Origin of the sequence: Bythopirellula sp. (assembly GCF_041737835.1) — a bacterium.
Classification (GTDB): Bacteria; Planctomycetota; Planctomycetia; order Pirellulales; family Lacipirellulaceae; genus Bythopirellula.
This window is the reverse complement of record NZ_JBGSQY010000050.1, coordinates 20,835-46,261: the sequence shown is the minus strand read 5'-3', so window position 1 is coordinate 46,261 and position 25,427 is coordinate 20,835. Positions and strand designations below refer to the sequence as shown.

The 25,427-nt window shown below is 55.8% G+C and carries 18 protein-coding genes; 15 read left to right on the top strand and 3 right to left on the bottom strand.

Going from position 1 to position 25,427, the window contains the following annotated elements; genetic code table 11:
• The first annotated feature begins 357 nt into the window (after positions 1–357).
• The 6 genes from AC6T8Q_RS15500 (at position 358) to AC6T8Q_RS15475 (ending at position 6,567) form a co-directional block, all read left to right on the top strand.
• Complete coding sequence (locus AC6T8Q_RS15500; protein WP_500679945.1) at positions 358–2,451, top strand: DNA topoisomerase VI subunit B; 2,094 nt, start codon at positions 358–360, stop codon at positions 2,449–2,451.
• A 101-nt stretch (positions 2,452–2,552) separates the two neighbouring features.
• Positions 2,553–3,713 carry a DNA topoisomerase IV subunit A gene (locus AC6T8Q_RS15495; RefSeq protein WP_500679944.1) on the top strand — a complete coding sequence of 387 codons (1,161 nt, stop codon included), beginning with the start codon at positions 2,553–2,555 and terminating at the stop codon, positions 3,711–3,713.
• Positions 3,714–3,907: 194 nt separating this feature from the next.
• Positions 3,908–4,858, top strand: a complete 951-nt coding sequence (locus AC6T8Q_RS15490; RefSeq protein ID WP_500679943.1) for a hypothetical protein — start codon at positions 3,908–3,910, stop codon at positions 4,856–4,858.
• 24 nt (positions 4,859–4,882) lie between these two features.
• The gene (locus tag AC6T8Q_RS15485; RefSeq protein WP_500679942.1) at positions 4,883–5,575 is read left to right on the top strand and encodes an RNA polymerase sigma factor; all 693 of its coding nucleotides are present in this window, start codon (positions 4,883–4,885) and stop codon (positions 5,573–5,575) included.
• The gene (locus tag AC6T8Q_RS15480; protein ID WP_500679941.1) at positions 5,572–6,171 is read left to right on the top strand and encodes a hypothetical protein; all 600 of its coding nucleotides are present in this window, start codon (positions 5,572–5,574) and stop codon (positions 6,169–6,171) included. The genes AC6T8Q_RS15485 and AC6T8Q_RS15480 overlap by 4 nt, the downstream gene beginning before the upstream one ends.
• Before the next feature lie 234 nt (positions 6,172–6,405).
• A complete protein-coding gene (locus AC6T8Q_RS15475; protein ID WP_500679940.1) occupies positions 6,406–6,567 on the top strand; it encodes a hypothetical protein in 162 nt (53 codons plus the stop codon).
• A gap of 56 nt (positions 6,568–6,623) precedes the next feature.
• Here the strand turns inward: AC6T8Q_RS15475 and AC6T8Q_RS15470 are convergent, their stop codons facing one another.
• Positions 6,624–9,782, bottom strand: a complete 3,159-nt coding sequence (locus AC6T8Q_RS15470) for an organic solvent tolerance protein OstA (RefSeq protein WP_500679939.1) — start codon at positions 9,780–9,782, stop codon at positions 6,624–6,626.
• 274 nt (positions 9,783–10,056) lie between these two features.
• Here AC6T8Q_RS15470 and AC6T8Q_RS15465 point away from each other — a divergent pair, with 274 nt between their 5' ends.
• On the top strand, positions 10,057–12,318 hold the full coding sequence (locus tag AC6T8Q_RS15465) for an efflux RND transporter permease subunit (protein WP_500679938.1): 2,262 nt from the start codon (positions 10,057–10,059) through the stop codon (positions 12,316–12,318).
• A gap of 42 nt (positions 12,319–12,360) precedes the next feature.
• Here the strand turns inward: AC6T8Q_RS15465 and AC6T8Q_RS15460 are convergent, their stop codons facing one another.
• Together AC6T8Q_RS15460 and AC6T8Q_RS15455 are read right to left on the bottom strand one after the other, a co-directional pair.
• Complete coding sequence (locus AC6T8Q_RS15460; RefSeq protein WP_500679937.1) at positions 12,361–12,594, bottom strand: hypothetical protein; 234 nt, start codon at positions 12,592–12,594, stop codon at positions 12,361–12,363.
• Between the two features lie 37 nt (positions 12,595–12,631).
• A complete protein-coding gene (locus AC6T8Q_RS15455; protein WP_500679936.1) occupies positions 12,632–14,989 on the bottom strand; it encodes a DUF4159 domain-containing protein in 2,358 nt (785 codons plus the stop codon).
• A 210-nt stretch (positions 14,990–15,199) separates the two neighbouring features.
• Between AC6T8Q_RS15455 and AC6T8Q_RS15450 the strand changes: the two genes are divergently transcribed.
• The 8 genes from AC6T8Q_RS15450 (at position 15,200) to AC6T8Q_RS15415 (ending at position 25,375) form a co-directional block, all read left to right on the top strand.
• Positions 15,200–16,159, top strand: a complete 960-nt coding sequence (locus AC6T8Q_RS15450; RefSeq protein WP_500680097.1) for an AAA family ATPase — start codon at positions 15,200–15,202, stop codon at positions 16,157–16,159.
• Positions 16,160–16,239: 80 nt separating this feature from the next.
• Positions 16,240–17,136, top strand: coding sequence for a DUF58 domain-containing protein (locus AC6T8Q_RS15445; protein WP_496921162.1), 897 nt, complete (start codon positions 16,240–16,242; stop codon positions 17,134–17,136).
• A gap of 3 nt (positions 17,137–17,139) precedes the next feature.
• Positions 17,140–19,278 carry a BatA domain-containing protein gene (locus tag AC6T8Q_RS15440; protein WP_500679935.1) on the top strand — a complete coding sequence of 713 codons (2,139 nt, stop codon included), beginning with the start codon at positions 17,140–17,142 and terminating at the stop codon, positions 19,276–19,278.
• Entirely contained in the window at positions 19,275–21,554 is a 2,280-nt protein-coding gene (locus AC6T8Q_RS15435) for a glutamine amidotransferase (RefSeq protein ID WP_500679934.1), read from the top strand. The genes AC6T8Q_RS15440 and AC6T8Q_RS15435 overlap by 4 nt, the downstream gene beginning before the upstream one ends.
• 280 nt (positions 21,555–21,834) lie before the next feature.
• The gene (locus AC6T8Q_RS15430; protein WP_500679933.1) at positions 21,835–23,403 is read left to right on the top strand and encodes a DUF697 domain-containing protein; all 1,569 of its coding nucleotides are present in this window, start codon (positions 21,835–21,837) and stop codon (positions 23,401–23,403) included.
• Positions 23,400–24,764 carry a YcjF family protein gene (locus tag AC6T8Q_RS15425; RefSeq protein WP_500679932.1) on the top strand — a complete coding sequence of 455 codons (1,365 nt, stop codon included), beginning with the start codon at positions 23,400–23,402 and terminating at the stop codon, positions 24,762–24,764. Before AC6T8Q_RS15430 ends, AC6T8Q_RS15425 begins: the two co-directional genes overlap by 4 nt.
• A gap of 60 nt (positions 24,765–24,824) precedes the next feature.
• Positions 24,825–25,076 carry a hypothetical protein gene (locus tag AC6T8Q_RS15420; protein WP_500679931.1) on the top strand — a complete coding sequence of 84 codons (252 nt, stop codon included), beginning with the start codon at positions 24,825–24,827 and terminating at the stop codon, positions 25,074–25,076.
• Positions 25,077–25,078: 2 nt separating this feature from the next.
• Positions 25,079–25,375, top strand: a complete 297-nt coding sequence (locus AC6T8Q_RS15415) for a type II toxin-antitoxin system RelE/ParE family toxin (RefSeq protein WP_500679930.1) — start codon at positions 25,079–25,081, stop codon at positions 25,373–25,375.
• The last annotated feature ends 52 nt before the right edge of the window (positions 25,376–25,427 follow it).

Genomic DNA, 25,427 nt, shown 5'->3' with positions numbered 1-25,427 from the left:
GGCAACGGCGACTCAGCCGCCGAATTGCAACGTCCTACAGAGGGTTTCGGCTCGAACGGTTCCTATCGATGAGAATTTGTTTGCCGAAGGATACGGTAATTCCGGTTGCAGGCGAAATGCGGGAACGCTGCCCTGGGTAGGACGTACGAAAATCGCTACAATCCCCCTAATCCACAAAGTTTAGCGGTCCGGGATGCCGGGATAGCCGCCGTGGGTTCATTGTCAGGCTTGGCGTCGGAACGACGCCGGCCAGCCCCAATCATTCCGTTGGGGCGACTCCAGCTGGGAATCGAGGGAGATGTCCGTTTAGCGGCAAGAGATAAAGTGGCCACTGCAAAGAAGAAAGCTTCTCGACCCGTGAAAAAGGCTGCGCGCCCCGCCAAGAAGCGCGCTAAGAGCGAAACCGTCGGCGACGAAGCAACCGACGACCAAGAGATCGAAACCCAAGCCGAGAGCAACGGCGAAGCCAAGCCCAAGCGGCGCACCACCGTCCAAGCGATGGCCGCCAATCAACGCGATATCTCGGTGAGCGAATTCTTCGCCAAGAACCGCCACTTGCTAGGCTTCGACAATCCCCGCAAGGCGCTGCTCACAACGGTGAAGGAAGCGGTCGACAATTCGCTCGACGCTTGTGAGGAAGCCGGCATCTTGCCCGAGATTTGGGTTCACATCCAACAGATGGCGCCCGATCGCTACAAGGTTGGCATTCAAGACAACGGACCGGGCATCCTCAAGAAGCAAATTCCGCTGATCTTCGGCAAGCTGTTGTATGGCTCGAAGTTTCATCGTTTGCGGCAAAGCCGGGGCCAGCAAGGCATTGGCATCAGCGCGGCGGGTATGTACGGCGTGCAAACCACCGGCAAGCCGGTGAAGATCATTTCCAAGGTCGGTGCCAACAAGCCGGCCCATTATTACGAAATTCAGATCGACACCAAGAAGAACGAGCCACGCATTCTCAATGGCAACGGCGAAGGGGTCGACATTCTGCCCGGCGAAAAGGGCAAAGCCGTTATCGAAAAACATGGCATCGAATGGGTCGAGCAAGCCCATGGCACGCGGGTGACGATTGAACTTGAGGCAAAGTTCAATCGGGGGCGAGGCAGCGTCGGCGAGTATCTCGAACAAACGGCGATTGCCAACCCGCACATTACGCTGCACTACGAAGACCCCGATGATTTCGAGTATATCTACGAACGTTCGACGAAAACTTTGCCCCCCGAGCCGAAGGAAATCAAACCGCATCCCTATGGTGTAGAGCTCGGTCGGTTGGCGGCGATGCTCGAGGAAGGCCCCGGCGGATCGTTGTCGGAGTTTTTCAGTAGCCGCTTTTCGCGGGTGAATGGCACGGTCGCCAAGAAGATCTGCGAGACGGCCAAAGTCAGCACGCGAACCAATTCACAAAAGGTTGATCGCAAACAAGTAGAAGCTCTCTATCAAGCGATTCAACAAACGAAAATTGCTCCCCCCGCGACAGATTGTATTTGCCCGATCGGCGAGGATTTGATCCTCAAAGGCATGCACAAAGTCGTGCCAGGTGAGTTTTACGCCGCCGCCACGCGGCCACCGGCGGTGTACCGCGGCAATCCGTTCCAGATTGAAGTGGGACTTACTTATGGCGGAACCGCCCCCACGCAGAACATCACAAAAGATCTGCTGCTTGAACTACTGGAAGAAACCGATGCCCGCACGGTCCGGCAGTTTTTGGTTCACACTTTCAACGGACTGGGTGGCGAAGGGGCCGACAAGATTATCAAAACGGCCAGCATCGGCACCCGGCAAACGCCGAACAAGCTCAAGCCTAAGGAAATTGAAAGCCTGTTCGCCGCGATGAAGAATGTGAACATTTCCGAAGGCCAGTCGATGGAAATCTTGCGGTACGCCAACCGCGTGCCGTTGCAATTTCAACACAGTGCCTGTGCGATCACGCAAACAATCATCGGCACGAACTGGCGGAGCTATGGCTTGAGCCAGTCACGCGGGACGCTTCCTAAGGGGCCGGTGAGTTTGATGGTGCATATGGCGAGCGTGTGGGTGCCGTTCACCAGCGAATCGAAGGAAGCGATTGCCAACTATCCCGAGATTCAAAAAGAAATCCGGCTCGGACTGCAAGCCGTGGGACGGAAGCTCGGCATGTTTTTGCGGCGACGCTTGCGAGTGAAGCAACAATCGGATCGCCGGGAAATCTTTTTGCGATATCTCAAGAAAGTTTCGGAAGCCGTCAGCGAAATCAACGGCGTGAAACAATCGGAGCTTTACGAGCAACTCGTGAAAGTCGCCAAGAATCGTACGGCCGACGCCGACATGAAGCTCGACGAACGCGGCAAAAAGGTTGAAGACCCCACGCAACTCGACTTGGGCGAAAACGTATTGATCGTTGATCCCATGTCGCACGAAGCGGCCATCAACCGCGTCGCGGTCGCCGAAGAACCAGAAGAAGAAACCGAAGAATAAAAAGTTAGCCGGCATCGTCCCGATGCCGAGTCGTTACACATACCAAATCACACGGCATCGGAATTCGCCGCGGCGGACCGGCAATCAAATAAATAAGCATCATGGCCAAGAAACGCCCCGTTAAAGTTGAAGCTCCTAAGCGCGGTTCCTCGGTGAAACTCACGCCGCGTGACAAGAAAACGATGACGAGCATCACTGGTCTCGCGGATCGCGTGGTCGCCGCGGCGAAAACGCGGAAAGATCCCTATGTCGATATCCCTTCGCGCACGCTGGCGAACGTCAAGTTCAGCCCGCGCAAGGGCATCCTTGAGATGGGCACCAGTAAAAACCGCCGACAGCTCTTCGATCTGTCGCAAGCCAAGGCCTACATGCGCACCATGCTCGTAGCGAGCGGCTGCAAGCGGCTGCTCGATCAGGGAAAGACAACGAGCCTCCGGGGTCTGTACTACATGCTTAAAGCCACGATCGAAGGTTCCAAGGAAAACACTTTTGACGAACAAAATGAGTGCGACACGATCATCGAAGACGTTGAAGTACTGTTGGATTCGATCCGCGAAGAGTTGCATCTCTACGCGGAAAATCGCGGGGCGATGGTCGGCAACATCACGCTGATCGATAAAGGAGACACGATTGATTGCTCGCGGATGGGCTCTGGTGGCTACGCGATCCCCTCGATTGTTGAGCCCGAAGTGATTGAGCTCGATCCGAAAAAGTGCGGTGCGACGTTTATCCTCCATGTTGAAAAGGGCACTGTCTGGCAACGCTTCAACGAAGACAAATTTTGGCAGAAGCACAATTGCATTCTCACGCACGGCAGTGGACAACCCCCGCGCGGCGTGCGGCGAATGCTTTATCGATTGCACAATGAATTGAAACTGCCCGTGTATTGTGTGCTCGATAACGATCCGTGGGGCTACTATATCTACAGCGTGATCAAACAGGGTTCGATTAACCTCGCCTATGAATCGCAACGCATGGCGATCCCCGACGCCAAGTATTTAGGACTACGCAGCATTGACTTCGATCGCTGCCAACTCTCTGACAGCGTGAAGATCGCGCTCAACGAAAACGACCGCAAACGCGCGAAGCAGATTGCGCATTACCCGTGGTTCGAGAAAAAGAAGCGTTGGCAGGCAGAAATTCAGCGGATGCTCAAAAACGATTTCAAGTTGGAAGTCGAATCGCTGATCTCGAAAGATATTAGCTACGTCACCGAGGTGTACGTCCCCGAACGGCTCGAAGCGCAGGACTGGTTGGATTGATTTCAGCCAACGGTTTTCTAACTTTTATGGCGAATTTTGCAAAATCGCCAATTTCCCCGCCATTTTGGCGAAATGCCAGCAGCGCCGATTGCGTTATGCTGTGTGTAATTCTCGGGGCTGAGGTCGCGTAGTCTTGGTAGCGGCCGCTAAAAACCAACACCTTTCGATCCCATTTTCTTGCTAGGAGTGCGACCATGAAATACGTTTCAAAACTACTCACGCTTGTTTTCTTCTTAACCGCTTTGCCGGCGATCGCGCAAACCACGGCGACGGCCCCCACGACCGACGCGGCGTGGCAACTGCACATCAACGTCAAAGGTCTGTTTGCCAGTCCGCTGGGGGACATGATTAATAAGGTCATCGCCGAGAATACCGACAAAGGCAAAGAGAAAGAACTCGATGTGAAGGCACTCATCGACGCCTTAGGCTTCGATCCACGCACGGCGATTGGTGAGGTAGTGATTTACGGTAACGACTTCGAGAAAACATCGGCGACTGTAATCGCCAACCTCGGACCTAACCGTGGCAATATCGAAGGGTGGCTTCTAGCCGCTCCCGGTTACCAATCGGAAGACCTCGACGAGAATACGATCGTGCATTCCTTCGTTGCCGAAAAAGAAGACATCCCCCGGATGTGGTGCGCGATGCCCAAGACCAGCGGCAATCAGAATTACGTGTTTGTCGGTTCCTTCAATCGCGAAACAACCGTAGCCTTGGCCAAGGAATTGCAAACTGCAGGCACGGCTGAACTTGCTGGCCAACTCACGGGCGAAAAGTTTCTGTCAATCTCCGTAAACGATCTTTCCAAAGCTCCCATCGAAATCGATCAAGATGCCCCTGGCTCGGGTTTGATCAAGACGATTCAGTCGCTGGCCCTTTCGGCTGCGTCAGCACAAGATACGCTCTCCATCGACGCCAATATCACAGCCGATACGCCGGCTCGGGCTCAGCAGATCAATCAGTTAATAGTCGGCATGAAGGCGATGGTGCAACTGGCCGTCCCCGACAACGACGAAGAAGCCAAAAAGCTGGCCGAGATGCTTAATCACCTGAGCGTGAGCCATGCTGAAGGCGAGACAAGCGTCATAGCCAATTTCCAAGTCGGTTATGATGTGGTTCAAGGCTTAATTGACGAGATTAAATAGATTCACGCAACGGTCCACGCTTTAATGGCGAATCCAACGGCAACCACCGAATCGGCAGATCAGAGCGATGAGCAATTGGCTCAGCGCGTGCAGGACGGCTGCGTGGAAAGTTTTGCAGAGCTGGACCGTCGCCTGCGACCGCGCTTGCTGCACGTCTTAACACGGCGTCTTCCCACGCGGGAGGACGCCGAAGACGTTGTGCAGCAAACCTTGCTGCGGGTGTACGAAAAGATTCATCTCTACGATCCACAGCAACGATTGAGTCCTTGGATATTCACAATCGCCTTGCGACTCGCCGCGGGGCATTCCCGTCGGAAAACTTTGCCAATGGGGCAACAAGTAGACGGGCCGTTGGAATTGACCGACGGCTCGCATTCGCCCCACGAACAAGCCAGCCGCCGTGAAGAACGCGATCAACTCTGGCAGATCGCTGACCGTGCATTAAAGGCGGAACAATGGACCGCTTTGTGGTTGTTCTACGGCGAGGAGCAATCGATTCCAGAAGTCGCCCAATCGCTGGGGCGAACCAAAACATCGGTCAGCGTGCTGTTGTTCCGCGCTCGTAAGGCCTTGCTGCCTCATTTAAAAAAACTGACCGTCACGGAGGACGACGCTGCCGAAGAGGAATTCTCGAACACTGAGCTATCGCCCACTTTGCTGTTTGATTCAGGCAGCGGAGACGCGGTTTACCAGCTCGCCGGGAGAAACAAATCATGATTCGCACATGGCTCGAATTTCTGATGCAACGCTCATTTGACAAAGGAACACCGCTGCCAACTTGGCTGCGTTGGCTGGAGCGGCGCGATGCGAATTTACGCAACTATGCGACTCAGGCCCAAGAACTCGACGATTTGCTGCGCGTGTCGGCGAGCACTCGTCGCAAGGAGCTGGCGAGTCGGCCTGCTTCTGCCGCGATAAGCTTAACAGCTCGACGCGAAGCACCGCCTGAACGTGTCTTCGCTTACCGACCAGTTGGCTGGATGGCTGCCGCAGCAGCGATTTTGCTGGTCGGTACATTGCTCTTCAACAATTACGCGGAACAGCAAACGCGAGCCGAGCACGCCAAGATGATTTCGACTCAATTAGCGGCGATGCCCGACGAAATGCTGGGCGTGTTCGCTCAAGCCGCACGAACATCGCAAGATTATTCACCGCTCGCGCAGTTGAAACTTCCTGAGGTCACGGTGTTGAACGAAATTTCCCGCACGACTCAGGGCAAATTGCGCGAATCGTTCAGCGAATGGGGTTCGCAATTGTCGGCGATGGGCGAACGAGTGTATGAACGGTTCGACGTGAGCGCAGAAATGAACTAAGTGAATAGCCGATCTTCTGGGCAATTCATTCAATACACTTAAATTAACTGGATTATCAATTTGCTGACAAAAGGAGCGTGAATATTGGCTCAACCCGGTCCTTCGGTCAGGTCTCGTCGGAATGTGCTCTCACTTTCGTGATGCGCTCATGCTCATCAGGCCGCCTGTCGAAGTACACCATAGGCCAGGATTTCTCAATCCGGGCGAAGCTACTTTCACTTGGATAATCCTACGATGAATGTTCCCAAGAACCTCGGGATGTTATTGCTGGCCATTTGGCTGATTCTGTTCGGCGTGCTCACCGCGCCATTCCTAGGGGTAAGCTTCTCACACAGTGCCGACATCACAGCCGTGCTGGCGATCGTGGCCGGTGTTTTAATTTTGATGCAGAAGTAAGTGACACACCTGGCGAGCCTGCTCGTTTGGGATTTGTCCCAGCTCTGGGAGTACTGCTACTCGATCCCATACGCGCCCGCGGGTGGCACTTCGATGCCGGTGCGGCTGGTGAGATTGAGCTTCGGCAAGAATCGTGGTTCGATAGCAAAGATGAAGCTGACGTTGTCTTTCGATGAATCGTACGCCAAGCCGGAAGTCACGAGCAGCGATTCGCCAATCCGCGAGACGGAAATTGACTGGCCGATCGCGCCGGTATCACTAAAGTCGTAAGAAGCACCGAGTGAGGAAATCCATTTCTCGCTGATGCGATAGTTGTAGCTGCCAATCAGGGCGTTACTCTCGATCGGCCCGCCAATCGATTGCAAGCCCAGATAAGCATTGCCCCGTGTGGGACGATTCAATAGCACACCGGCGGAAATCGTCTTCATACCGTCGCCGAAGAAGTCGGCGAAGCCATCCGAGAGGACGGTAAAGCGATCTCCCAAATGCCAACGGGCGTCGTAATTGAACAGGCCGATATCTTGACCGAAGTTATCGCGATTGGCGTCTGGGAAGTACGTGATGTTCGAATCAATAGTGAGCCAATCGACGATGTGTTGCCGCCCGGGGCCACCACGTTTGGTTTGCCAACGATGCCGCATACCCAAACGCAAGGTCGCCAGATCGTCGGCGATTTCAGTCGTCGGCGACGTAACCCAACTTTGGATACCGGTCCGTAAAGCGTAATTCGGTGCAAGGAATTTAGGATCCTGAATCTGGGGTGGCAACAAACCGGTGTAGGTTCGCAAGTTCATCTGCAAGATATTTTGATCCTGAAGCGGATCGTACAGCGGCAGTTGATCGAAATCTTGACTGGAATCGGCGTAGGTGGCTTCCGCTTCAAACACGACTTTGTGCGACAAGCCATTTAAATTGAACAACGGATCTTGCACACTCGGGAACGTCGCCCAGAACGGCATGCTGGCCCGCACGCCAGTGTTAATGTACGCCCGCTGAAGTTCCTCGCCGTTGAGATCCTCGCCCCATTGCGCGAGTTCACCCAGTGCAAACGGCACGACTTTCACGCCACCGAGCATCATGGGCAGATCGAGTTCCTGACGCGTGACCAAGCGCTCACCCGCCAAATTCGTGCTGGGAGGACCTTGCCACGGCAAGCCATCGGCCACCTGAGAGGCCAACGTCGGATTCGTCGGCGTGCTTGCGTAGTCAATGCGCCCATACGCCGCCTGCGAATGCTCAAACCAAGTGAGCGTATCGTCGCAGAGCGACTGACCCAGCCAGTAATGATCGAGTCGCGGCAACCAACCCGTTTCCGTAAAGAACGGATTCACTTGGGCATTGGCTTCGATCAGGAATTCGCGATTGTCGACGATGTGCCTCGCCCGCAGACCGGTGCGCGGATCACGGCGTTCATCCCATTCTTGTTCGAAGTATTGCTCGACGAACGTGAGATCGCTACTCCAACCCGATTCACCGGTGATTTCCCAGCCGTTGTCCAACCGTTGCCTATGTTGGCCGTAGAGCCGATATCGATAGTTTGCCTCGGGCACAATATCGCGGCGGCCAAAGCCGAGGTTGTCGTTGCCGTTATCGTAGATGCCCCAGTAATCGAAGATTCCTTGCGCCGGACCCGTAAAGCCAAAGATATCGTTCCGGCCATACGAGAAATCGGTGCCGTGGCCCAAACCGCGCTTGCTCAAGTAATCGAGGCTCAAACCCCAATCCGTGCCAGCGGGAGCGTTACGAATGCCGAACAATTGGTAGGCATCCAGGTCGAACATCGATTGGAAGCCAAACACGTTGTCGTTGCCAAGACGAACGCTATCGATGAAAAAGGTCGGCTTGCGCAGGTCGGTGGCAATCGTCGGCCAATAGAAGATTGGCACGCCCGAGAGATAGACGAAATTGCCTTGGCTTTCGGCGAGCTGTGCGTGATCGGTGATGACGGCCCCCGTTTGCGGATCGAAGGCCTGCGTTTGCATGTCTTGGAACGTGATTTCGTTGGCGCCGAAATGGTAGCTCGGTTCTTCCAAACGGCTCGTGGTGACCAGTGCATCAGTGGCGGAGAAATTCGCAGCATCGAGTTGGCGAATCGCCGCGGCACGTAAGCGAACGAGCCCCTGATATTCAAAATTCTCGGTCCGGGGAAGCGGCGTGAGCAATTCCGCGTTCAAGATCACACCCACCTGACGGCGCACGTCATAGAACATGCGGTCGGCATAAACAACGCGATCCCCTTGGCGGAACTCGATGTTCCCTTCCATGTAGATTTGCAGCGGCGTGTCCTGGCTTTGGAACGATTGCCCACCGACGCCCAAGTCGCCAGCAGTCCAAATCACCGCGCGATCGGTCGTGATATCCACCGTACCAACGGGACCAAAAGCACTCGGCAAACCGTTAGTCGGCAAACCTTCGATGAGCAGCCGCATACCACCGGAAACGGTCACGGCCGTTTCGCCCGAGGGCAGATTCTTGCTCTGAATATCAGGCGGAAAATCGCTACGCGGGAAGAACTCGATCCGTCGCATGCCGCTGGGGCTAGGCTGAACCGCGACCGCCGGGGGCAAGAATTCGTTGTATTGTGCGAGCATCAATTGGCGTTGATGTTCGGGATCGAAATGCGCGAGGCCCCGATCGTAAATTTGTGGTGGTTGTGGAGTCGCGATCACCGGTTCGGGCAATTTCATCCGCAATTCGCCGTTGGTTTCCAAACGCTTGAACCAAGCGGTTTCGGTCTTGCGCGAAGATTGATCGCCAGCGCCCGGAGAATCGTCGATCACGACTTTGTCGGTGCGCGAAGCTTCCATGTACACCACGACACGATTCGGATCGTGAGCCGGTCGGTTGGCATCGAGCCACAACACAGCTTCGGGCGCACGGGCATAGGTGAGCCCGTGGTTGATGTAGCAATTCCCTTTCAGATGCCAAACTTCGTAGGTCCCTTGCTGCCAGCGGCAACACCAATCAGCCGCGATGGTGATCGGCTCTACCGTCGCACTCGCAGCTGGAGCAGGCTCCTCGGCTCGCAAGTCGCGAGAACTAAATTCATTCGAACCGAGAAAACACACCAGCGTGAGCAACACACGGAAAAACTTTGCGCACCGCGAGCCGGTCCGGCTGGTGCGGAGAGAGGGCGGGCAACGCTTGGTAATGCGCGCGATGCTCAGGGGTGGGCTTTCTGAAATGGGAATGGCAATCGTGCCAACGATAAGCAAGGGTTCGAGTTACGAAAAAAATCCTGCCCAAATTTGGGTGGCGAAGTATAGGAGCCGTCAAAAAGGGAAGCAAGGTACTTTGGCTTGTTGCTAGCAGTTCCTAAAGCCTTTGAAGTCAACGACTTAAAACGCCAAATTATTCGGCCATCTGGCTTCCGCAAGCCGCCGTAGTGGCGCGTTCGATTTTTCAACTTGGTAGGTAACACGCCAGCACCGCCTGCGCTCAGCAGAGTAACCGGCCGTTCCCGTCTCCCCTTGAGTTGTCGAGCCTGCCATGAACATCGATACTACGCATCCCGCCTTGCGTTCTTTCCCACTCCGTCATGCCGACACGATGTCCGACACTTCCACTCATTCAGCGATTCATTGGCTCATTGAGCAGCGATGGTGGCTGTTGGCGTTGGCGCTCGTATTGGGAGGAGCCGGTGCTTACATGGGGCGCGATTTGCAAATGGATCGGTCCCTGGAACGAATGTTCGCTCCCGATGATCCGCTGCTCGCACCTTATCAAAAGTTACAACAAGCGTTCGGGCAACATCAAATCGTCCTGGCCGTATATCGTGATCCCAAGTTGCCCACAGCCGAGGGATTGGCACGCGTTGATCAATTGGCGCAAGCCGCCCGAGAACTCCCCGGCGTGGTGTCAGTCGTATCACTGCACGATGTTCCGGGCCTGCTTGGTAATGCAGGAAAAGAATTTCACACCAACATCCGCGCAGAAAAGCTCAAGGATGTGTTTGCCGGCTACACCCATAACGACACCTTGGATGCAGCCGGTGTGGTTTGTTTGTTGGATAAAGATGCCAACGCGAAGGTTCCCACACGTGAAACTCTGGCCGGGCTTCGCAAGCTTGTGAAGCCCTTGCCCGGCGGAGTCTTGATCGGCGAGCCGGTACTCATCGGCGAGGCGTTTGATCTCTTGGAGATCGATGGACGCCGGCTCAATACGTGGTGCTTGGCGCTCTTGTTGATTACGTTTTGGATTTGCTTTCGGGACCTTCGTTGGCTGGTGCTGCCTCTCTTACTAGTGCAACTGACATTGGCCATGACCCGCGGCGTTCTCGTGGCGCTCGATCTTGAGCTAAGCATGGTGAGCTCGATGCTCGCGGCGATCGTCACCGTTGTGGGAATTGCCGCGGTGATGCACGTGATCGTTCGCTATCGAGATGAACGTCTCGCTGGGCTTCCGCCACGCGAAGCTTTCCAGCGAACCGCCGAATTGGTGGCTGCCCCGCTGTTCTATGCCTGCTTGACCGATGCCTTGGGCTTCGCCGCGCTGATGGTCTCCAGCGTCAAACCGGTTGTCGACTTTGGCTTGATGATGGCGATCGGCAGCATGCTGGTTCTCGTCGTAATCGTGATGATTTCACCGGCCATCATTCTCTTTGGCAAGCATCGCGAGAAACCCCAACCGGAACTCGAGGCCAGGCGTCTGCAATGGCGCTTACAAGCGCTCTACGACTGGAGCTGTCGACACGCTCGGCTCATTGGACTGACTTCCGTGGCCATCACAATGTTGGCCGTGGTGGGAAATATTCGCCTCGAACAAGAGACCGATTTCACCCGCAATTTTCGTCAAAACAGCGATCTCGTCCGCGGATTTCAATTTGTTGACAACAATTTTGGAGGGGCGGGTGTTTGGGATATTCTTATCCCTGCGCCTGCTCGAATGAATAAAGCTTTTGTGTTGGAGATCCTTGAATTTGAAGAGCAGTTACGCCAACAAGCCCCCGGTCTGACCAAGACAACTTCGCTGGCCGATATGCTCGATGCGGGCAGTGGTGGTTTGAAACGGATTACCCTTGGCGCTGATATGGCGGTACGGGGTAGTTTGAGTCTAGTTCGCGGAAGGCTTCCTGATTTCATCGCCACGATCTACAACCCCACCGCCGACAGCGACAAACGCTATTTGCGCATTATGTTGCGCGCCCCGGAACGTCTCAAAGCCAGTGAAAAAGCCGTTTTGATCACTCAAGTTCGCGCGACGACTTCCAAGGAATACCCTCAGGCACACGTCACGGGCTACTTTGTGTTGTTTACTCACCTGATCGAAAGCTTACTGCGCGATCAGTGGACGACCTTTGCCGTCTCTGCCATTAGTATTTTGTTGGTGATGGCGTGGGCATTTCGCAGTTTGCCGCTTGCCGTGGCTACGCTGATTCCCAATATCTTGCCCGTGTTTTGGTTGTTTGGTGTGATGGGCTGGTTAGGCCTAAAAATCAACATGGGCGCCGCCATGATCGCCGCCGTCTCGGTGGGGCTCTCCGTCGACGGCTCGATTCACTACGTGATGTCCTATCTAAGATTAAAGCGTCAAGGCCTGTCACGCGATCAAGCATTGCTCGACGTGCAATCGAGCGTCGGCCGCGCCGCGGTGCTGGCCACGCTCGCCCTGATGGTGGGCTTTTCAACGCTCTGCTTCAGCGAGTTTATCCCGACGGTCTACTTCGGCACGCTGGTGAGCCTCACCATGATCGGCGGTCTGGTTGGGAATCTGGTGGCGCTGCCGCTGTTGTTGCGCGTGGTGGAGAAGTGAACGCTATTTAGAAATTGAAGACCAATTATTGATTTGAATTGCTCATAACGCGCGAAGACTCAAAGCGCGCGCCTTAGCCAGCCGCATCAGGTGTTCGATCTTTAAGAAGTAATCAAGTTCGGAAGCCTCGTCCGCTGTAAGTCCTACGGTTTTCTCTTTATGGACGAGATTTGCCACTTGCTCTTTCGTGGCTTCCGAAGCTTCAAACCGTGAAACGGCATCGGAAGTCGTGCCGGCGGCAATAAAGTCAACAATTTCTTCGTAAGCGCGGATCATACCACAATTCTACCACGCGAAAGACAGATGGCAATTCTCACTCCGCGTCGGGATTCAGCGTGTACAGTAGCACGTTGAGACTAATACGAGCCGCGTCTTCGCGGGTGTAGCCGCGGCATTCCATCGCTTCGTGTTGCTCGAGCGCGCAGCTGATGTCGTAAGGTGAAAAGATCACGACCCAACGGCCGTCGATTTGCATGCCCAGGAGTTCGGGTTCGACTTCACGGGTTCGCGCTTCGAGCGGTTCGTTCGCTTGGCGCGAAACTGGGTCGCGGCGTTTCACTTTGCGAATATCAAACCCGCCGGCCGCGCTACTGAAGATCGGATCGGTGATCGGAATGCGCTCAAGTTTTGCATCCGGCAGAACCGCTTGAATTTCTCGCTCGAAAGCAACAATAAATTCCTTGCTCGCGCAAATGCTGTCGGCGAACAACGTGCCGCCGTTGGTGAGATACTCACGCAAAGCTTGCTGCTCGTTGGGCGTGAAGCGGAAATTATGCCGGCCGTGCATGAAGGCCATTAAGTAGCGAGACAGATTTGGGTTGTCGGCCGAGATCGGATATTCGTTAGTACTGATTTGCAACTTGAGATCGCCCTGAGCCGCCGTGCGCAGCAAATTTACCAGAGCGCCCGGTGCATCGTTGCAGCCCCCCCCATGCTGCAACTTGGCAATCTGAATCGTGCCGCGACTCCCCGCCGCCAAGATTTCCGCAGGATCAATCGTGTCGACGAATGCCGCTTCCTTGCCCTTGGGTTCGCGATTGGTGGCATACGCCATAACATTCACGCCGATTGCATTCGCATCGGCTAGGCGATTCTCAATCGCATCGGGAAACGTGGGGCGGCTGCCGCGGCCTGTTAACTCCCAATAGCAGGAAAGGTCGACTTCCGAGAACACCACGCTCGTGCGGCAACCGTATTCCACTGTCCAAATGCGGCCGATGTACGGCGATTCGGGGCGAACCAATTCTTCTACGCGCCAAATGGGATGCTCAGGCCCCGCGCGGCGGAGCCGATATTCCTCCTCGGGGAAGACCTTGGCCATGTATTCGCGAAAACCTTGCTCGAAGCCACTGCCGTCCAAGCAACACGCCTCGGCAAACAAAAAACCACCGCGATCTAAATAATCGCGCATCTTGGTTTCGGTGCCATCAAGTTCCGGCGGTTTGCTCCCCGTGAGAAACAGCACGGGAGACTGCAATAAATCGTCGACAGTGGCCGATTGCAGGTCCATCACTTGCCAGGTGAGGGCCATGTTCCACAGTTTTTCGATCCGCGCGGTGAGATTGGCCAAATCGTTTTCGTGATTGTTCCAATCCATGTCGGGGCCATGCTCAAGCTTGGCAATCAACACGGGGCGGCGACCTTTGGAAAGAAACAACAGCGCCATCGACGTGGCAATGTGCGGGCTATCCTCCGCTGTATTCTGTCCTTGCCAACGATGGCTGAATGGGTCTTGTTGGCGAACGAGAAATTCGGCCCCTTCGCGATACCAATCGTGATCGCCAATAAAGCGCCGCGCGGTAAGTCGACCGACGCGCTCCAGTCCATACAAATAATAATAGTGCCACACCTGTCCCCCGCCACGACGACCGGGATTGCGTCGCACCGAAAAATTCCGCGCGAGCCAGTTGATGGCGTTCTCGATGGAATCATTTTCTTCCGAGGGCTCACAACATTGCACGAAGCCGTTTTCAACTTTCGCATCGGCCGCGCGGACGCGCTCGTTGCAAATGACGGTGGCGCCTATGCCCGCGCAGGTCATACTACCGAGGCCTTCGTTGAAATCCATGCGATAGCCCCAGGCCCCATCGGGGTTCTGGCACTTCGCCCAATAATCAGCGGCCTTCTGCCAGGTATCGAGGCGAACTTGCGCCCCGACGCGTTCTGCTTCGTGGAGAGCCAACACGGCAAACTGCGCGTTGCTGTTGTCGCCATCCCCGGAAGGATATGACCACGCACCGTTGGGGACTTGGGTCGCTTCGAGCCAATTGACATTCCGCTGGATGAGCACTTGATCGCGCTCGGGCTCGGCGGCGCAAAAGACCATCGTTTGCAGCGACACACTATAGGTCTTGCTCGGCTCGATGTCGCGCAAATATCTGAGGGCCTTTTGAATTTGGGGATGCCCCGGCTCGACTCCCGAGTTCAAGAGTGCGAGCGTGCAAAGCGCTGTCACGCCCCCAGGATAGGGCGCCAGATCGTTCCAAGTGCCATTGGGATTCTGCTGCTCGAGCAGATATTTCACGCCACCGTCGATCGACTCGCGAACCTGATCGGCTGTGATCGGCTCCGCGGCGGCCCCGGGAAGCAGTTGGGCATGAAGCAAATAGGGCACCGCGGCTTGCCAGATAAGCAAACAGAAAATAATCGAAATTCGTCGATGGCGCTTCATGCCTACACCGATTCACGCAGTCTAAATCAGAAAACCGTGATTAATCGTAAGCTGCGACGACTGGGAAAACAATGCACGCCTCACTTGCATTGTCGGTCCCGTGGCGGACCTATAAAATTCACGCTGGAACTTTCATCAGTCGAGGAGCCAATCTCAGTGTCACGTAACTTAGGCGACATTCTCAAGGACTTTCGTCAACATCGGTTGGTCATGCAGCAAGAGCTGCAAAAGGTCATCGTCGGTCAGGACGAAGTCATCGAACAAATCTTTGCCGCCATTTTCACGCGGGGCCACTGTTTGCTCGAAGGCGTGCCGGGGCTGGCGAAGACTTTGATGGTTAGCACGCTGGCGCAGATTCTTGACCTCAATTTCAAACGCATCCAATTCACGCCCGACCTCATGCCCTCGGACATCACGGGCACGAACGTGTTGGAAGAAGACGAACATGGCCGACGCAGCTTCCGCTTCGTCGAAGGACCGGTGTTCACGAATATCTTGCTCGCTGACGAAATCAATCGGACACCCCCCAAAACCCAAGCCGCGCTCTTGCAAGCGATGCAGGAACGGGAAGTGACGATCGGTCAAACGACTTATTCCTTGCCCGATCCGTTTTTCACCATCGCCACGCAAAACCCGATCGAGCAAGAAGGAACCTATCCGCTTCCCGAAGCACAGCTCGACCGCTTTATGTTCAACATCAAGGTCGATTATCCCAGCTTGGACGAAGAGCAGCGGATTCTTGCCTCGACCACGCGGCATGAAAAACCTGAAGTCGGCAAAGTGCTCTCATCACGGGCCATCCTCAATCTGCAAAAGCTCGTCGCCTCGGTCGCCGTGAGCGAACTGATTATTAAGTATGCCGCTTCGCTCGTCCGGGCCACTCGACCGCGCGATGAATCGGCACCCAAATTTATTCGCGAGCTGGTCGACTGGGGCGCTGGCCCCCGCGCGGGGCAATTCCTCATCCACGGCGGCAAAGCGCTCGCCGCCATGGACGGTCGCTTCACCGTTGCGATTGAAGACATCCAAAAGGTGGCCGTCCCCGTATTGCGGCATCGCATCAGCACAAACTTTCAAGCCCAAGCCGAAGGGATGACAACTGAAAACGTGATCGCCCGACTGGTGAAAGAAATCCCCGTGCCCGAGCAGCCGAAGTACGCAGCAAGTTAGCCGGCAGCGTCCCGCTGCCGTGGGAATGAATGTTTCATGCTTTACTCGGCAACGGGACGCTGCCGGCTAACAGGAACTCGATGTCGACAGTTGAAAAATATCTGAAACCCGAAGTCATTCGGCATATTGCTCGGCTCGACCTACGCGCTCAGTTTATTATCAAAGGCTTCTTCCAGGGGATGCATGCCAGCCCCTTTCACGGTTTTTCCGTGGAGTTCAGCGAGCATCGCAAATATGTTCACGGCGACAACCCCGATGACATCGATTGGCTCGTCTACGCAAAGACCGACAAATACTATATCCGCAAGTACGAAGCCGAAACGAATCTCACTGGCTATCTGGTGATGGACTTGAGCGCGTCGATGGCCTATAGCCACGAACAAGAACTCACCAAGTTCGAGTATTCCATTTGCCTGGCGGCAGCGCTCTGTTATTTGATGATCCACCAGAACGACCCCGTCGGGCTGGTGACATTTGGCGAAAAAATCGTCAATTGCCTGCCGCCGAAATCGAAGCGTCAACAGATCGGTAACATCCTGTCGGTGCTCGCCAATCTCGAGCCGCGCGATCAGACGAACGTCGCGCAAAGCCTGATCCAACTCGCCGCGATGCTCAAGCACAGCAGCCTGATCATGCTGTTCAGCGATTTGCTCGTGGACCCTGAACCGGTGATTGCCGCGTTACGCCGCCTGCGCCATGGCGGGCACGACGTCATTCTGTTTCATATCTTGGATCAGGCTGAAGTCGCTTTCCCGTTTGAAGGCCTCGTGGAACTGCGTGATCCCGAGTCGAACGAAACGATTGAAGTCGATGCCGATGCTTATCGCGCAGATTATCTCGACGAGATCCGCGAGTTTCGATCCTACTACGAACGCGAATGCCGCAAGAGCGGTATCGACTATGTGCCGCTCGACACAAGCATGCCGTTTGACAGGGCACTCACCGAGTATCTCATCAATCGCAAGAACATGGGATAAGTCGTGGGATTTTTAACCCCTCTATTGCTGGCCGGAATCGGTTTGATCGCCGTACCGATTATTCTGCATCTGGTGATGCGCCGGCAGCCGCAGCAATTCCTCTTTCCGGCGTTGCGGTTCGTCAAGCAACGTCGCGATGCCAACCGCCGTCGGCTGAATCTGCGTCATCTGCTGCTGTTGGCGATGCGCTGTTTGTTGATTGCCGGCATCGCGTTCGCGCTGGCCCGCCCCACGCTGCGTGGCACGGGGTTGCGTGGCAAAGAAGGCGCCCCGCTGGCCGTTGCGCTGGTGTTCGATAATTCGCTCCGCATGGAGTATGTCGAACGGAATGAAAGCCGGCTAACGAAAGCCACGACGATGGCGGAAACGCTGGTCGATAAGTTGCCTGACGACACCGAAATCGCGGTGATCGACTTAAGCCGTTCGACGAGCAATTTTGCTGCGGACAAGAACACGGCCGAAACAAGAATTCGTGGGTTGCGGCCCGAAACACACCCCCGCGCGCTCGCCGAAGCTGTGCGCAATGCGGTCGATCTAGTGGCCGAGCAGGAAGATCGTCGGCAGGAAGTGTTTGTCTTCAGCGACTTGAGCATCGAGTCGTTCAACGAGGAATCGCTCGCGGCGATTAACAAGGCGCTCACTGATTCGCCCGACGTGCGGATTTACGTCGTCGACGTGGGAAGTGGCGATGCGCGCAACATGTCGCTTGCTCCGGTCGAGATGCGGTCAAGTTCGCTCCGCACGGGCGAACCCTTGAACGTGACGGTCGACGTGAAAAGCGTGGGATATTCTGAACAACCGCTTGTGGAAATCTTTCTTGAGGATGCCAACGGAAAACTCGTGAAGCGCGGGCAACGGATCGTGGAACTCGGTTCCGACGGCACGGGCCAAACAGAGTTCGTGCTCGGCGATTTGCCGCTTGGCGTTCATCAAGGGGCCGTGCAGATTGCGCTCAGCGATCCTTTGGAGTTCGACAATCGCCGTTACTTCACGGTTGAAGTCCGCCCGGCAGCCAAAGTGCTGCTACTGGGCGAATCGGCGGCCGACACATTATTTCTTAAGGAAGCACTGAGCCCTTCGCTGATGGGACCCGACGCACCGCAACGCTTTGAATGCACGGTGAGTCGATTTGCCGATGCAGCCAAATTGAATCTTACCGATTTTGAATCCGTGTGTTTGTTGGACCCGCCGCCACTTACCGACGAAGTTTGGAACAAGCTCGCGGAGTTTGCTCGCAAAGGGGGTGGCGTTGGTATTTTTCTCGGACATCGGGCCGTACCGAGCGCGTTCAACACCGATCCGCCGCAAGAGCTGTTGCCCGGACCTTTGAAACTCCGCTCGCGTCAAGAAACTTGGTTTCGCCCCCAGCAGTTTGACCACCCTGCGCTCGTGGGCTTTCGGAACTATGCCGAGGAAATTCCCTGGCAGATTTATCCGGTGTGGAGTTTTTGGACGTTTGGCGAACTGTCTGGAGATGCTTATGTCGTCGCACGTTTCGCGAACAACGACCCCGCGCTGGTCGAGCGTTCCGTCGGTCGTGGTCGCGTGATGACGTTTGCCACACCGGTGTCGGACCCACTCGCACCGCTGGGACGGGATTCGTGGAATGCTTTGCCGACGCAAGACCCGCCCTGGGTGTTTGTGGCGCTCGCCAATCAAATCGTTGGTTATCTCTCACAGAACCAAGGGGGCGAACTGAATTTCAATGCCGGTGAAACGGTCAGCTTGCCGCTCTCACCGCGGCAACAAGTGACCGACTTTGTGCTCAAGGAACCGACGGGCGAAGCGTTGCGAAGAACCTTGCCGCCGGGGGAAGATGCCATTCGCATCAGCACGACCGAGCAACTCGGCAACTATCGTGTCGCGGCGGGCGGAGCCAGCGGCGCGCTTGATGAAGGTTTCAGTATCAATGCGCAGGCTGAGCTGAGTGATCTGGTCCGTGCCGATCCGCAAACGATCCTGGCGGCGCTCCCCGCCCAACGCGTCGAACTCGCTCATACACTTGCCGACGTGGAACAATACGTGAACATCGGCCGCCGCGGTCGTGAGTTGTTCTCCTGGGCGATCATGGTCGTAGCCCTCGTGTGGGGTTCGGAGTATTTGCTCTCCAATCGGTTTTACCGTGAGGAGCGCCAGCCATGACAAGTTGGTCGATCGATCCCGTCGGTGGCTGGTGGTTCATGGCGTGCATCGCTGCGCTCTTGATCGGAGTGCTCACGGTCGGGCCGCGCGGCAGAAAACTGACCCCCAAGCAGCGAACAATTCTGCTCACCTTGCGCGCCGCGACGGCATTCCTGTTGTTTCTCGTCATGCTCCGGCCAACCTTGGTCACGACCGACACCAACAAATTGCCGGGCTCGCTGTTGATCTTGGCCGACAGTTCTCGCAGCATGACGATAAATGATGCCATCGGCGATACGTCGCGCTGGCAGGCACTGAAAAACTCACTCGCCGCGGCATCGGACCAATTCACGGAGCTGTCTGAAGCTTGGGATGTGAAGCTTTATCACTTCGATGAAAAAACAAGCGAAGTCAAATTCGACGACGGCGAGTTTGAGCTGCCTGAAAATGCCGACGGTGCGCAGACCGCCGTTGGTGCGGCGCTCGACGATGTGTTGGAAGGCGAATCGCAACAGCGGATCGTCGCCGTACTCTTGATGAGCGACGGCGCCCAACGCGCGTTCGCGCCTCGGGATGAACCTCCGCAGATTCCTGTCGAACGGTTGGCCACTGATCGCATTCCGCTCTACACGTTCACCTACGGCAAGCCTTCGTTGGGATTACAATCCGACGTGCGCGTGGACGACTTGCTCGTGAACAATGTACTCTTCGCCGAAACACCCGCCACGGTGCAGGCCATGCTGTCGGCAGACGGATTTAGTAACCAAACGGTCAAAGTGCAGCTCCTGTGGGAAAATGCTGACGGCGAAATGGAAGCCGTCGATACACGACAAGTGCGCATCACGGCCGGGCAGCGGCAATACCCGCTTACGCTGAGCTACACGCCGCAAAAGGCCGGGGAATTCAAAGTCTCGGTAGCGGTCGAGCCCCCCGACGGTGAGCTCGCCACGACCAACAATTCGCAAAGCACGTTCGTCACGGTCATGAAGGGGGGCATCAATATCCTCTATCTTGCGGGGACCCAGCGACTGGGTGGTGGGCCGGGCATCGAACCCCGGTTTGTCCGCGCGGCACTTCAATCGTATCCCGATCAGCATGTCCGTTACGAACAGATCAACTATCGCCGGCAACAACTCGACTTGCGCGACCAACTGCAAGACGGCAAATACGACGTCTTTCTCATCGGCAACGTCGATTACATGGGCTTAAGCCCTGACACCTGGCAGATGATGGCCGATCAAGTTGGTCACGGCGCGGGGCTGGCCATGGTCGGGGGCTTTCATAGTTTCGGGCCCGGGGGCTTTCGCAACACGCCGATGGACGATGTGCTGCCCATCATTATGGGCCCCGCCGAACGGCAGAACTTTGGCGAACCGCCGCGACAAGATATGCATTTGCCTGGTCCCGTGCGGATGATTCCACTTACCGCGGGCAATCGGTTGCATCCGATCTTCCAACTCGATGAAGAAAGCGCGCTCAAGCTCGATTGGAATAAGCTACCCGCACTCGACGGTGCTAACAAATTTGATCGCTTGGCCATCAAACCCAACTCGGCGATCATTGCCGAGGCCGATGATCCGCAGCGCTCGCCGATGATTGTCGTCGGAACGTGGGGCGAAGGTCGCACCGCGGCGGTGGCCTTCGACACCACGTGGCGGTGGCAGATGGAAGGCTTTGGCGAATTGCAAAAACGCTTCTGGCGGCAACTCGTGTTGTGGCTGTCGCGGAAAGATGACACGAGCGGCGAATCCGTCTTTGTGCAACTCGATCAACGCCGTTACCAGCGCGGCAGCCGCGTGGAATTCGCCGTGGGGGCCTTGGATAAGAACCGCGAACCAATTGCCGATGCCAAATTTCAGGTCGAAGTTAATAAACCCGACGGCACGACCGCGACGGTCAATGTTTCGCGGCGCGGGCAAGATTTCGTCGGCAGCTTTGAAGAAAGCACCATCCCCGGCGATTATCAAATCAATGTCACCGCCACAGGTTCAGCGGGTGTGCTCGGCGCGGCGGAAGCACGCTTCACGGTTCCCGACCGCGATATGGAGCTCGACCAACCTGCTGCCGAACCCACATTCATGGCATCGTTGGCCAATCTCACCGCCGACGCCGGAGGAGCGGGACTCGCGCCCGAGGAATTGCCTGATCTGCTCGAAAAACTCAAAGACCGCACGGAAGAGTTCGAGGAAGAAATCGCGACCGAACATAGCCTCTGGGACAGCTGGCCGATGCTGCTGACGCTCGTAGGTTGCTTGAGCGGCGAGTGGTATCTACGAAAACGCTGGGGAATGGTCTAACACCCGGCCAATCACCTGTCTCGCCAAGCGAATAGCAACTATGCTTAGGATAGACTACGGATTTTTACAGGAGATCGCAGAGGAAGCAGAGGGGATCTAAGACTAACCACTAATGAACGCTAATACTCGCTAATATTTGATCTCGCATTAATTTGCGAAATTCAGCGTGCATGAGCGGTTAACCTTACAACTCTGCTCACTCTGCTTCCTCCTGTAAAATCTAATCCGCGCCAATCTGTTTGATCGTGTTCGTCCGCGTTCCCTCCCTTACCGTTAAAACATGAAACTCCCCCGGGGAATGTTGCTGCTCTTGATCATCTATCTCGCCGTGGCGGGGTACTTGCTCGTGTCGTGGCTCCCTTCGATCATTGGCGGCTATCAAACAATCGCTAACTCCTATCCGTGGCTGGCTTATGGCTATCTCGGAGCGGTGGGCTTGGGCGCGCTCGTGTTGCTCGGCACTTCCGTGGTCGTCTTTTATCGATTGTGGCGAAACACTCGCAAGAAAGACCTGGGGCGCGAACGTCGGCAACAGAACCCAAGCGAGCTATCGACCGCGCAGCTTCAAGCAGAATTACGCGAAAACCTCAGCACAAGTCAAAACTTCGCCGCCGATGCCGCGGTCTCGGCGCAGTTGCGCGGTGAAATCGAGAAAGCCCTCAAAACTCTTGATAAGAAGCACGCCGACTCGCGACTCGAAATTGTCGCATTCGGCACGATCTCCAGCGGCAAGTCGTCGCTGCTCAACTCGCTCGCCGGGCGGCAAGTCTTTGCCTCGGACGTCATCGGCGGCACAACGTCGGTGCGGAGCGAAGTCCCTTGGCCCACGAACGAACAGGTTGTGTTGGTCGATACCCCCGGGCTTGCCGAAGTCCGTGGCGAAGAACGGGCCGCGGTCGCGGCGCTGGCGGCCAAGAATGCCGATCTAGTACTGCTGGTGGTCGATGGGCCGCTCAAGTCATATGAAGTTGATCTCGTAAAAAAACTTCGCGAGATGGAAAAACGGATCGTCGTCTGCCTCAACAAGGAAGATTGGTACGACGAGGAAGAGGAACAATTGCTCGTGGGTCAGATCGTCGCCCAACTTCCTGGCATTGCTCCGAAAGATGTCGTCGCCGTGCGGGCAGCGGCGGTGAATCGCGAGCGGATTCGCGTGACTTCCACTGGCGAGGAACTGACCGAAGAATACGAAGTGCCGCCGAATGTGGCGCCGCTCGCCGAGCGGCTGCTACAAATCGTGCAGAAGGATGGCCGCGAATTGTTGCTCGCGAATTTGCTGCTCCAATCGCGAGGTCTTGTCGACGAAGCCAAAGATCGCGTGCGGGCGGTGCTGGATGCGAAGGCCAACGAGATCATCAACCGCCACATGTGGGCAGCTGGGGGTGCCGCGGGGATCAATCCGATTCCCTTGTTGGACCTGGCAGGCGGGAGTGCGATCACGATCAAAATGGTGATCGAGTTGGCCAACGTTTATAAGCAGCCCATTGATACCGACGGCGTGGTGAAGATGCTCGAACAACTTGGCAAGAATCTCATCGCCATGGTAGGAGCGACCGCCGTCTCACCCGCCGTGGCGGCGGGGGTGGGTTCGCTGCTGAAAACCGTGCCGGGCATTGGCACGATTGCGGGCGGACTTGTGCAAGGCATCACGCAAGCCCTCGTCACGCGCTGGATCGGTAATGTGTTTGTCGAATACTATCGCCGCGACATGGAAGCACCACCCGGAGGGATCGCGGAACTCGCCCGCGATCAATGGCAATTGCTCACCAGTCCCGATCAGCTGCGCAAGCTCGTGCAGCGCGGTCGCACGGAACTCACCAAATCGCTGCGTGACGAGGGCCAGTCATGAGCGATTCCCCAAATTTCGAGACAACACCCATCGGCACGCACCGCGACACCGATTTTCACGCGGCCGTGAATTCGGTGCGTCGCGCCATTGATAAGTACAAAGGCTGTACCACCGCGGAACGCGCGGAACTTGCGCGGGATCTGAGCGAACTCGAGCGCATGGCCGAAAAGCTCGAATGCGGTCGGGTCGAAATTGTTGTCTTTGGTGAGATTAGCACCGGCAAGTCGGCGCTGATCAATGCGTTGGTCGGTGATGAAATCACCCACGTCAACGTGCAAGGGGGTTGGACCAAAGACGTGTGGCACGTGCCATGGAACGGCATCGGCTATCGCGTGCCGGGGCTGGCGGATTCCGAAGTCGTGCTCGTCGACACGCCGGGACTCAATGAAGTCGATGGCGCGCAGCGGGCGGAAATGGCCCGCTCGGCAGCCGCGCGGGCGGACCTGGTCTTGTTCGTCACAGATTCCGATTTGAATGAAACTGAATACTCCGCTCTGTTGGAACTTGCTGCCAGTCACAAGCCGATTCTGTTGGTGCTTAACAAGTCAGATTTATATTCACGTCATGAACTTGAGCAACTCTTGGAATTGTTCCGCGGTCGCCGGCTCGCGGGTTTAGTCGAACCGGCCAATATTTTGGTGACGCAGGCCAATCCGCGTGAAATGGAATTCGTAATTGAATCTCCCGACGGCAGCGTGCGGCACGAATGGCGGAAACCCGCGCCCAAAGTGAGCGAGCTACGCAGCCGCATACTGGAAGTTCTCAACGCCGAAGGCAAATCGTTGATCGCGCTCAACGCCGCGATGTTCGCCGCCGATAAGAGCGACCGCATGGGGGCGCTGAGAATCCGGTTAAGAGAAACAGAGGCTTCGCGGCTAATCTGGAATTTCGCCGTCACCAAATCGCTAGCCGTCGCACTGAATCCCGTACCAGCTCTTGATGTGTTGGGGGGTTCGGCAGTCGATGCGACGATGGTGGTCACGCTGGGCCGCGTGTATGGCATGAACATCACCACCTCAAACGCACGCGACCTTGTCACTTCCATTTTTAAAGCAGCCGGCTGGGTGATGCTCAGCGAAGCAGCGGTGAGTTATGCGTCGAGCATTTTCAAAGCGCTCACCGTAGGTTTCGGCACCGTGGCGACGGCGCTCCCCCAAGGCGCCGCGGCGGGATATGGTTCGTACATCGTCGGCCAAGCCGCGCGGCATTACTTCCAACATGGCGCGAGTTGGGGAGACGAATCGCCCAAAGAAGTTGTGAAGCAAATCCTTTCCAACACCGACAAGGAATCGGTGCTTGAGCGGTTGAAGGTCGAAATCGGCAAGAAGATTTCGCTCAATCGTTACGTGGGGGAGAAATAACCTTGTACCAGTTTTGTGTATTTGACTTCCTGTGGTAGAATTCATGAAGGAGTTACTGTCATGGCTATAAATTCATCCACCGAACTGGGTTTGTTTCAAGAGTTTCTAGTCTTGCGTTCATCGGATGCAAATTTACCCAGCTCCCTTGATGAAGCTGTTGAACAATTTCGCAGCTATCAGTCGGAGTTAATTGACCTCAAAGCCAAACTCCAAATTGGTCTCGATCAATGCAATGCGGGACAGACAAAACCTCTTGATGCGACGATGCTCAAACAGCAACTACGCGAGCGATTATCATCCAAGCAGAATTAGCCATGGCGATTGCATTTCAATCGTTGCAGGCCGAACAAGATCTACTGGAAATCGCCGATCATATTGCGATTACTGATGGCCGCCCTGACACGGCTGAAAAAATCATTGAGGAACTCGTCGCTAAATGCGATTTCTATGCAAAAATGCCGCTACTGGGTACTGCGGCAGAGGAACTCTTCGATGGCTGCCGGTATGGACGACACAAACGCTGGATCATCTTTTACCGTCCTCGACCGGAAGGGATTGATGTAATTCGCATTATCGATGGGGCTCGCGACTACCCACACCTTTTTCGTTGATGTGATCCTATAGTGCCCCGGGGTAGCTGCAGAACTCGCTCAAGCTCGTTTT

What these genes read in the sequence shown, in the direction of transcription:
- AC6T8Q_RS15435 (WP_500679934.1), top strand. Translation starts at nt 19,275, where the DNA reads ATGACAAGTTGGTCGATCGATCCCGTCGGTGGCTGGTGGTTCATGGCG.
- AC6T8Q_RS15455 (WP_500679936.1), bottom strand. Translation starts at nt 14,989, where the DNA reads ATGAAGCGCCATCGACGAATTTCGATTATTTTCTGTTTGCTTATCTGG.
- AC6T8Q_RS15490 (WP_500679943.1), top strand. Translation starts at nt 3,908, where the DNA reads ATGAAATACGTTTCAAAACTACTCACGCTTGTTTTCTTCTTAACCGCT.
- AC6T8Q_RS15415 (WP_500679930.1), top strand. Translation starts at nt 25,079, where the DNA reads ATGGCGATTGCATTTCAATCGTTGCAGGCCGAACAAGATCTACTGGAA.
- AC6T8Q_RS15420 (WP_500679931.1), top strand. Translation starts at nt 24,825, where the DNA reads ATGGCTATAAATTCATCCACCGAACTGGGTTTGTTTCAAGAGTTTCTA.
- AC6T8Q_RS15450 (WP_500680097.1), top strand. Translation starts at nt 15,200, where the DNA reads ATGCAGCAAGAGCTGCAAAAGGTCATCGTCGGTCAGGACGAAGTCATC.
- AC6T8Q_RS15465 (WP_500679938.1), top strand. Translation starts at nt 10,057, where the DNA reads ATGAACATCGATACTACGCATCCCGCCTTGCGTTCTTTCCCACTCCGT.
- AC6T8Q_RS15495 (WP_500679944.1), top strand. Translation starts at nt 2,553, where the DNA reads ATGGCCAAGAAACGCCCCGTTAAAGTTGAAGCTCCTAAGCGCGGTTCC.
- AC6T8Q_RS15425 (WP_500679932.1), top strand. Translation starts at nt 23,400, where the DNA reads ATGAGCGATTCCCCAAATTTCGAGACAACACCCATCGGCACGCACCGC.
- AC6T8Q_RS15445 (WP_496921162.1), top strand. Translation starts at nt 16,240, where the DNA reads ATGTCGACAGTTGAAAAATATCTGAAACCCGAAGTCATTCGGCATATT.
- AC6T8Q_RS15485 (WP_500679942.1), top strand. Translation starts at nt 4,883, where the DNA reads ATGGCGAATCCAACGGCAACCACCGAATCGGCAGATCAGAGCGATGAG.
- AC6T8Q_RS15460 (WP_500679937.1), bottom strand. Translation starts at nt 12,594, where the DNA reads ATGATCCGCGCTTACGAAGAAATTGTTGACTTTATTGCCGCCGGCACG.
- AC6T8Q_RS15480 (WP_500679941.1), top strand. Translation starts at nt 5,572, where the DNA reads ATGATTCGCACATGGCTCGAATTTCTGATGCAACGCTCATTTGACAAA.
- AC6T8Q_RS15430 (WP_500679933.1), top strand. Translation starts at nt 21,835, where the DNA reads ATGAAACTCCCCCGGGGAATGTTGCTGCTCTTGATCATCTATCTCGCC.
- AC6T8Q_RS15475 (WP_500679940.1), top strand. Translation starts at nt 6,406, where the DNA reads ATGAATGTTCCCAAGAACCTCGGGATGTTATTGCTGGCCATTTGGCTG.